General features: G+C 64.2%; 9 protein-coding genes. 8 read left to right on the top strand and 1 reads right to left on the bottom strand.

The features are described 5' to 3' along the window. Nucleotides 1-1478: alkaline phosphatase D family protein (locus DUPY_RS02035; protein ID WP_208599980.1), on the bottom strand; the 1478-nt coding region annotated here is incomplete at its 3' end. Between the two features lie 211 nt (nucleotides 1479-1689). Here DUPY_RS02035 and DUPY_RS02030 point away from each other — a divergent pair. The 8 genes from DUPY_RS02030 (at nucleotide 1690) to rng (ending at nucleotide 8631) form a co-directional block, all read left to right on the top strand. Further along, entirely contained in the window at nucleotides 1690-2415 is a 726-nt protein-coding gene (locus tag DUPY_RS02030) for a YebC/PmpR family DNA-binding transcriptional regulator (RefSeq protein WP_070246033.1), read from the top strand. Nucleotides 2416-2421: 6 nt separating this feature from the next. Further along, nucleotides 2422-3708 carry a phosphoribosylamine--glycine ligase gene (gene purD / locus DUPY_RS02025; protein WP_070246032.1) on the top strand — a complete coding sequence of 429 codons (1287 nt, stop codon included), beginning with the start codon at nucleotides 2422-2424 and terminating at the stop codon, nucleotides 3706-3708. A gap of 1 nt (nucleotide 3709) precedes the next feature. Next, nucleotides 3710-4636: an oxygen-dependent coproporphyrinogen oxidase gene (gene hemF, locus DUPY_RS02020; protein ID WP_070246031.1), complete on the top strand. Its 927-nt coding sequence runs from the start codon at nucleotides 3710-3712 to the stop codon at nucleotides 4634-4636. Beyond that, nucleotides 4633-5304, top strand: coding sequence for a nicotinate-nucleotide adenylyltransferase (gene nadD / locus DUPY_RS02015; RefSeq protein WP_070246030.1), 672 nt, complete (start codon nucleotides 4633-4635; stop codon nucleotides 5302-5304). Before hemF ends, nadD begins: the two co-directional genes overlap by 4 nt. Then, nucleotides 5304-5987 (top strand): ribosome silencing factor, encoded by a 684-nt coding sequence (gene rsfS, locus DUPY_RS02010; protein ID WP_070246029.1) that lies wholly within the window; start codon nucleotides 5304-5306, stop codon nucleotides 5985-5987. Before nadD ends, rsfS begins: the two co-directional genes overlap by 1 nt. A 6-nt stretch (nucleotides 5988-5993) precedes the next feature. Beyond that, nucleotides 5994-6464, top strand: a complete 471-nt coding sequence (rlmH, locus tag DUPY_RS02005; RefSeq protein ID WP_070246028.1) for a 23S rRNA (pseudouridine(1915)-N(3))-methyltransferase RlmH — start codon at nucleotides 5994-5996, stop codon at nucleotides 6462-6464. 2 nt (nucleotides 6465-6466) lie between these two features. Continuing rightward, on the top strand, nucleotides 6467-7093 hold the full coding sequence (locus DUPY_RS02000; protein WP_070246027.1) for a Maf family protein: 627 nt from the start codon (nucleotides 6467-6469) through the stop codon (nucleotides 7091-7093). A 62-nt stretch (nucleotides 7094-7155) separates the two neighbouring features. Next, nucleotides 7156-8631 carry a ribonuclease G gene (rng, locus tag DUPY_RS01995; protein WP_070246026.1) on the top strand — a complete coding sequence of 492 codons (1476 nt, stop codon included), beginning with the start codon at nucleotides 7156-7158 and terminating at the stop codon, nucleotides 8629-8631. Nucleotides 8632-8891: the final 260 nt, after the last annotated feature.

The raw sequence follows: 8891 nt of genomic DNA, 5'->3' as shown, positions 1-8891 counted from the left end.
CTGGCAATGGCGGCAGCGACGATGGCCCCGGCCAGCGCCACGTTGCCACCGGTGGCGCCGGCGGTCGTGCCCACCTGTGCGGCTACCGTGGGCACGGCGTTCAACGCCAGCAGCGTGGCAATCGCATCGATGCCGTTCATGCCCATGCGCAGCAGGGACACTTCATTGCCCCACAACTTCCAGGTGGACGTGGCAGCCTTCATCTTGTCCATCCACCACTGGCGCTGGGTGTTGCCGAGGATGGAGACGTTGGTCAGCGGCGGCTGGCCGGCAGCCGTGGTGGCGGCGATCTTTTGCGCTTCGACGGCCGCCAGGGTTTGCTGCGGCACCAGGTAGCGCGCGCCGATACGGCCCAGCGGCTTGCCGGTGGCCGGGTTGATGGTCGATTCGGGAATGATGTGGTCGGAGCGGTACAGGCGCTGGTCGGTCATCACCAGCTGCATCAGCTTGCCGAACTGGAAATCGCGATAAATGCGGATGTTCTGGAACGAGGCGTCGGCCGCGTCGAACGACACGTCGGCCGGCATGAACTCGAACCACGCCTGGTTGGCATTGCGGCGGCGGTTCGATTGGTGCAGGTCGGTGCCGTCGGCGTTGCTGCTGCCGTCGTAGGTTTGCGCATCCTGCCAGGCGTCGTCGGTGAACTCGTGGTCGTCCCACACGGCGATAAAGGCGAAGCGCTCGTGCAGCGCCTGCAAACGCGGGTCGGTGCGGTACTGTTTATACAGGTAGCGGTAGTCGGCCAGGGTATTGGCGTACTTGGCCTTGCTCGATCCGGCCTTGGCCGCGCCGTCCGGCAGGGTGAGCGCGCCGTGGCGGCTTTCCACTGCGCCCGACTGAAAATCTTCGCCCACGGTCTCGTAGATGTAGTCGCCCAGGTGAACGATGAAGTCGAGCTGCTCGGCGGCGATCGACGTCATCGCACCCCAGTGGTTCACGCTCCAGTCCTGGCAGGTCATGTAGGCAAACTGCAGTTGCGCCACATCGGCGGTGGCGGCAGGCGCGGTCTTGAAGCGGCCGACATTGGAGCGGGTGTCGCCGGCGACGAACTGGTAGAAATAGACGGCGCCGGGCGCCAGGCCACTGACCTTGTGGCGCACGGTGTTGTCGTACTGGCTGAGCAAAGGCAGGTGCACGTCCACCACCGCGGCGCCGGCCAGCACGGCGTTCGAACCGAGTGCAGCGTTGTTGTCGGCTGCGGTGACCAGCAGGCGGATGGCGCCGTCCTGGCCCGCAGGTGCGGTGGCCACGTTGTCGGCGCTGGACGGCACGGCGCGAGTCCACAGCAGGACGCTGTCGGCGCGCGGGTCGCCCGAGGCCACGCTCTGCGGGAACTTCCAGGCGCCCGTGACCAGCGACGCGCCGGCGTCGCCGACTACCACCGTGTTATCGCTGCCGCCGCAGCCGGCCAGGCCCGCACCGGTCGCCACCGACGCCGTAATAAAACCGCCCCACTTCAAAAACCGCCTTCTGTCCATGTCCGCTCCGCCTCTACAACAGTGTTAAAAAATAAAGGCTAACACCGTTATATGACAGCATCTCTACAAGAACTTGACGATTTTTCGTGGTTCCCATTAGTAAACGGCAGCGGCGGCTACCCTGCCCTGCCGGCGGTTTTGGCCAGGGGTCTTGTGCTAGAATACCGCCCTCACCGGATACCTCAAATCTACCGCCAAAGGACGACCGAACATGGCTGGACACAGCAAATGGGCCAATATCAAGCATAAAAAGGCTGCCACCGACGCAAAACGGGGCAAGATCTGGACGCGCTTGATCAAGGAAATCACCGTTGCCGCCCGCATGGGCGGCGGCGACATCGCGGCCAACCCGCGCCTGCGCCTGGCCATCGACAAGGCGGCCGACGCCAATATGCCGAAAGATAACGTGCAACGCGCGATCACGCGCGGCACCGGCGGCGAAGACGGCGCCAGCTACGAAGAAGTCCGCTACGAAGGCTACGGCATCGGCGGCGCAGCCATCATCGTTGACTGCATGACCGACAACCGCGTGCGCACGGTGGCCGAAGTACGCCACGCGTTCAACAAGAACGGCGGCAACATGGGCACCGAGAACTCGGTCTCGTTCATGTTCAAGCACTGCGGCCAGTTCCTGTTCGCACCGGGCACCAATGAAGATGCGCTGATGGAAGCGGCACTGGAAGCCGGCGCCGAAGACGTGCTCACCGACGACGAAGGCGGTATCGAAGTGCTGTGCGGCCCGCACGACTTCGCCGGCGTGAAAGACGCGCTGGAAGCGGCCGGGTTCAAGGCCGAAGTGGCCGAAATCATCATGAAGCCTGCCACCGAGACGGTATTCACCGGCGACGATGCGCTCAAGATGCAAAAGCTGCTCGACGCCCTGGAAAACCTGGACGACGTGCAGGAAGTGTATTCCAACGCACTGATTGAAGACTGAGGACTTATGAAAATTTTGGTAGTCGGCTCCGGTGGCCGTGAGCACGCGCTGGCCTGGAAACTGGCGCAGTCCGAACGCATCCAGATGGTGTACGTGGCCCCCGGTAACGGCGGCACCGCGCACGACTCGCGCCTGGTCAATGTCAACATCACCGACCTGCACGAGCTGGCCAACTTCGTCGAAAAAGAGCACATCGGCCTGACCGTGGTCGGCCCGGAAACCCCGCTGGCCGGCGGCATCGTCAACCTGTTCCGCGCCCGTGGCCTGAAGATCTTCGGACCCACCAAGGAAGCGGCGCAGCTCGAGTCCTCGAAAGACTTCGCCAAGGCGTTCATGCAGCGCCACGGCATCCCGACTGCCAAGTACCAGACCTTCTCGGACGTGGCGCAGGCGCACGCCTACATCAACGCCAACGGCGCGCCGATCGTCATCAAGGCCGACGGCCTGGCTGCCGGCAAAGGCGTGGTCGTGGCCCTGTCGCTCGAAGAAGCGCACCGCGCCGTGGACGACATGCTGGCCGATAACCGCTTCGGCGACGCCGGCGCGCGCATCGTCATCGAAGAATTCCTGGCCGGCGAAGAAGCGAGCTTCATCGTCATGTGCGACGGTAAAAACGTGCTGCCGCTGGCCACCAGCCAGGACCACAAGCGCCTCAAGGATCACGACGAAGGCCCGAACACGGGCGGCATGGGCGCCTACTCCCCTGCGCCGATCGTCACCCCGGCCATGCATGCACGCGTGATGCGCGAGATCATCAACCCGACGATTGCCGGCATGACCCGCGACGGCATCGTGTTTACCGGCTTCCTCTACGCCGGCCTGATGATCGACGCCGAAGGCAATCCGCGCACGCTGGAATTCAACTGCCGCATGGGCGACCCGGAAACCCAGCCGATCATGGCGCGCCTGAAAACCGACCTGCTCTCCGTGATGGAACACGCCGTCAACGGCACCCTGAACCAGGTCGAACTGGAATGGGACCGCCGCACCGCCGTGGGCGTGGTGCTGGCCGCCGCCGGCTACCCGGATGCGCCTGTGAAAGGCGCCGTGATCAGCGCAATTCCGGCCGAAACGCCGGAGTCGGTCACCTTCCACGCCGGTACAGCGTTGGGTGGCGAAGGTAACAACGGCGGCAACCAGCTGGTGGTCACCGGTGGCCGCGTGCTGTGTTCCGTGGGCCTCGGCGACAGCGTCAAGCTGGCGCAGCGCCAGGCGTACGACGTGGTGGACCAGATCTCGTTCGACGGCATGCAGTGCCGCCGCGACATCGGCTGGCGCGGCCTGAAGCACTGATATGTCTGCCATACTCGCCGACGCACCCGACACCGCCGCCGTCAAGGCCTGGCTGCTCGACCTGCAGGAGCGCATCGTTGCCGCGCTCGAGACGGTGGACGGCACTGCGTTCCTGCGCGACGCATGGGACCGGCCCGAAGGTGGTGGCGGCATTTCGCGCCTGGTGGAAGACGGTCCGGTGATCGAGCGCGGCGGCGTGAATTTTTCGCACGTGATGGGTTCCAAGCTGCCGCCCTCGGCCAGCGCCCTGCGTCCGCACCTGGGCGGCCAGCCGTGGCAGGCGATGGGCGTGTCGCTGGTGATCCATCCGCGCAATCCGTATGCACCGACCGTGCACATGAATGTGCGCTTTTTCAGCACCACCACCGCCGAAGGCGAGCCCGTATGGTGGTTTGGCGGCGGCATGGATTTGACGCCTTACTACGGCTTCGTGGAAGACGCCAGGCACTTCCACCAGACCTGCCACGATGCGCTGGCGCCTTTTGGCGCCGACCTGCATGCGCGCTTCAAGAAGTGGTGCGACGAGTATTTCTACCTGAAGCACCGCCAGGAAGCGCGCGGCGTGGGCGGTATCTTCTTTGACGATGTCAACGAAGGCAGTTTCGACGAATGCTTCGCCATGGAGCGCAGCGTGGGCGACGCCTTCCTGGCTGCGTACCTGCCGCTGCTCGAGCGCCGCAAGGATACGCCGTACGGCGAACGCGAACGCGACTTCCAGGCTTACCGGCGCGGCCGGTACGTGGAGTTCAACCTGGTGTTCGACCGCGGCACCCTGTTCGGCCTGCAGTCCGGTGGCCGTACCGAGGCGATCCTGATGTCGATGCCGCCGGTGGTCAAGTGGCGCTATCGCTGGGAGCCGGCCGACGGCACGCCCGAGGCGGCGCTGTACACCGACTTCCTGCCGCATCGCGACTGGCTCGCTGCGTGACCGGGCCGCACGCACAGCGGATCGCTCTGCTGGGCGGCAGCTACGATCCGGTTCACCTTGGCCATGTAGCACTTGGCGCGCATTTCGCGCTGTTGCTGCAAGTGGACCAGTTACGCGTGGTGCCTGCCGGTTTGCCGTGGCAAAAATCCACGCTCAAGGCCACGCCCGAACAGCGCGCCGAGATGGTGACGCTGGCGTTTGCAGGACAGCCGTTCCCGGTGGTGGTGGACCTGCAGGAAATCGAGCGGTCCGCACTGGGCCAGCCGACCTACACCATCGACACCCTGCGCGCCGTGCGCGCAGAACTGGGCCCGCAGGCCTCGATTACTTTTCTGATGGGAGCCGACCAGTTGCAGCGGCTCGACACCTGGCACCAATGGCACGCGCTGTTCGACCACGCCCATATCTGCGTGGCCGCGCGACCAGGTTTCAGTATCGACGGCGCAGGGCTACCAGCCGCCGTCGCCGAAGCGTTTTCCAGCCGACTGGGAACGCCCGACAACATCCGCAACACGCCGCACGGTCTGACGTATCTGGCACAAGACTTCGCGGTGGATATTTCCGCCACTCAGATACGTGCGGCATTACAACGGGGGGAGCAGGCAAATTCGCTTATCCCGCCGCTAGTGCTAGACTATATTGAACAACATAATTTATACAGAAGCTAATGGACATCAAAAAACTGCAAGCCCTCGTCGTTGACGCCCTCGAAGACGTCAAGGCACAAGACATCACGGTGTTCGACACCGTTCACCTGACCAGCCTGTTCGACCGCATCGCCATCGCCTCCGGTACCTCCAACCGCCAGACCAAGGCGCTGGCCGCTTCGGTACGCGACAAGGTCAAAGCCGCCGGCGGCGACGTCTACGGCATGGAAGGCGAGGACACCGGTGAATGGGTGCTGGTCGACCTGGGCGACATGATCGTCCACATCATGCAGGCACCGATCCGCGCCTACTACCGCCTGGAAGAAATCTGGGGCGACAAGCCGGTGAAACTGGGCGCCGCCAAGCGCAAGGGCACCGCCGAAGCCGACGAGGCAGCACCGAAGAAAGTCAGCAGCCACCTGGCCGCCGGCAAAAAAGCGGTCGATGCGTCGCCAGTGGTCGAGAAGAAGACGCCTGCGCGCAAGCCTGCTGCTGCCAAAGCCTCCGCTACCGGCGAGAAGAAAGCCGCCAAGCCGGCAGCCGTCCCGGCCGGTAAAAAGATCAAGGTCTCCCAGCCGAAAGCTACCGTCGCTGCCGTGAAAGCGTTGAAAGCCACGCCGAAGCCACGCGCCGTCAAGCCGAAAGCCGAAGAAGCGCCGGCCAAGACCGTCATCAAGCGTATCAAGAAACCAGCAGCGGAATAACGCCGTATGCAGCTGATCATCGCTGCGGTCGGCCACAAAATGCCGGCCTGGATCGAAAACGGCTATGCCGAATACGTCAAGCGCATGCCGCCTGAACTGAAGATCGTGCTCAAGGAAATCAAGCCGGTCGAACGTTCGGGCAGCAAGACCGCCGCCACCGCGATGGCGCTCGAGCGCGAACGCATCGAAGCGGCCTTGCCGAAGTCGGTACGCATCATCGCGCTCGACGAACGCGGCAAGGACCTCACCTCGGTGGGTTTGTCGCAGCAGCTTGAAGCATGGCAGCAGGATGGCCGCGACACGGCCTTCCTGATCGGCGGCGCCGACGGCCTCGATCCTGCGCTCAAGGCGCGGGCCGAGGGCCTGATCCGCATCTCCAGCATGACCCTCCCCCACGGCATGGTGCGCGTGCTGCTCGCCGAGCAGCTGTATCGTGCCTGGACCATCACGCAAAACCATCCCTACCACCGGGTGTGACCATGGCCACCAAACCGGCTGATAAAAAAATCTACCTCGCTTCCAAGAGTCCGCGCCGACGCGAACTGCTGCGCCAGGTGGGCATCGACTTCGAACTGCTGCTGCTGCGCGCCGACGGCCCGCGCGGCGCCGACGTCACCGAAGTAGTGCTGCCCGGCGAAGCGCCGCTCGACTACGTGGCGCGCGTGGCGCTGGAAAAGGCCGTGTTCGCGCACAACCTGGTCAAACGCCGCCACCTGACGCCGCGCCCCGTGCTCACCGCCGACACCACCGTCACCATCGACGGCCACATTCTCGGCAAGCCCGCCAACGCCCAGGAAGCGGCCGCCATGCTCGAACAGCTGTCGGGCCGCACCCACCAGGTGCTCACGTCCATTGCGGTGTGCAGCGCCGGCTTCCAGGACCAGGTAACGCAGGTGTCGGAAGTGCGCTTCGGCGTGCTCACGCCCGAGGCGATTGCCGCCTACTGCGCCAGCTCCGAACCGTACGACAAGGCCGGCGGCTACGGCATCCAGGGCCCGGCCGCGCAATTCATCGAACACATCGCCGGCAGCCACTCCGGCATCATGGGCCTGCCCCTGTACGAAACCGCGCAACTGCTGCGCCAGGCGGGTTTGCCGCTGCCCTAGCGGGCGCCCAGATGGGCGTGTATGATCGGCGTTCAAATAGCCAGCGCAACCCGCGGAGACACATGAACGAAGACATCCTGATCAACATCACCCCGCAAGAGACCCGTGTCGCCCTGATATTGCAGGGCGCGGTGCAGGAACTGCACATCGAACGCACGCTCACGCGCGGCCTGGCGGGCAATGTCTATTCCGGCAAAGTGGTGCGGGTACTGCCCGGCATGCAGTCGGCGTTCATCGACATCGGCCTGGAACGCGCAGCGTTCCTGCACGTGGCCGACATCTGGGAAGCGCGTCCGCACGATGCCCCCGCCAGTTCCGCCAGCGTGGTCCCTACCCCGATCGAAAAAATCCTGTTCGACGGCCAGGTGCTGACGGTACAAGTGATCAAGGACCCAATCGGCACCAAGGGCGCACGGCTGTCCACGCAAATTTCCATCGCCGGCCGCATGCTGGTGTACCTGCCGCAGGATAACCACATCGGCATCTCGCAAAAGATCGAAAAAGAGTCCGAGCGCGAAGCGCTGCGCACGCGCCTGCAAAAGCTGCTGCCCGCCGACGAAAAAGGCGGCTACATCGTCCGCACCCAGGCCGAGGACGCGTCCGACGCCGACATCGCCGCCGACGTCGAATACCTGCGCAAGACCTGGGGCGCGATCACGCACGGCGCGCGCACCCTGCCCGCCACCACGCTGCTGCACCAGGACTTGAGCCTGGCCCAGCGCGTGCTGCGCGACTTCGTCCACGAACACACCGCCACCATCCAGGTCGACTCGCGCGAGAACCACCTGATGCTGCAGGAATTCGGCCAGGCCTACACGCCCGGCGTGCTGCCGCGCTTGCAGCACTACACGGGTGAGCGCCCGCTGTTCGACCTGTACGGCGTGGAAGAAGAAATCCTGCGCGCGCTGGGCCGCCGCGTGGACCTCAAGTCCGGCGGCTACCTGATCGTTGACCAGACCGAGGCGATGACCACCATCGACGTCAACACCGGCGGTTTTGTCGGTGGCCGCAATTTCGCCGACACGATTTTCAAGACCAACCTGGAAGCGGCGCACGCGATCGCCCGCCAGCTGCGCCTGCGCAACCTGGGCGGCATCATCATCCTCGACTTCATCGACATGGACAACACCGAGCACCGCGCGGCCGTGCTGTCGGAATTGAAAAAGGCGCTGGCGCGCGACCGCACCAAGGTGTCGGTGTCGAACTTCTCGGCGCTGGGCCTGGTGGAAATGACGCGCAAGCGCACCCGCGAGTCGCTGGCCCACATCCTGTGCGAACCGTGCCCGGCGTGCAGCGGCAAGGGACAAGTCAAAACCTCGCGCACCATCTGCTACGAAATCCTGCGCGAACTGCTGCGCGAAGCGAAGCAGTTCAACCCCCGCGAATTCCGCATCCTGGCGTCGCAGGAGGTGGTGGACATGTTCCTGGAAGAAGAGTCGCAGCACCTGGCCATGCTGGGGGATTTTATCGGCAAGAAGATTTCGCTGCAGGTGGAGACGGCGTATCATCAGGAGCAGTACGACATCATTTTGATGTGATGCGGGCACATTCGTAGTTTCAGCTTGCAATCAAGGTTTACGCAACAAAGCGGGGCAAACCCGGGACTATTTGGACAGAAGTCGTGCACTCCGGAATCGTTGTGATAATGTTGACATCGCAAATATAACGAGAAGGAGACGAAATGTACCAAACTCGCCTTGCCCGCCGCTGCCTGCCCCTGGCACTCAGCTTGTCCTTCACCTTCACCGGCGCGTCCGCCCTGGCCGCCGAGCAGCCCCCGCCCGCTACCGCACCCACC

The organism is Duganella phyllosphaerae (genome assembly GCF_001758785.1).
Classification (GTDB): Bacteria; Pseudomonadota; Gammaproteobacteria; order Burkholderiales; family Burkholderiaceae_D; genus Rugamonas; species Rugamonas phyllosphaerae.
This window is presented reverse-complemented; position numbering and strand designations above follow the sequence as displayed.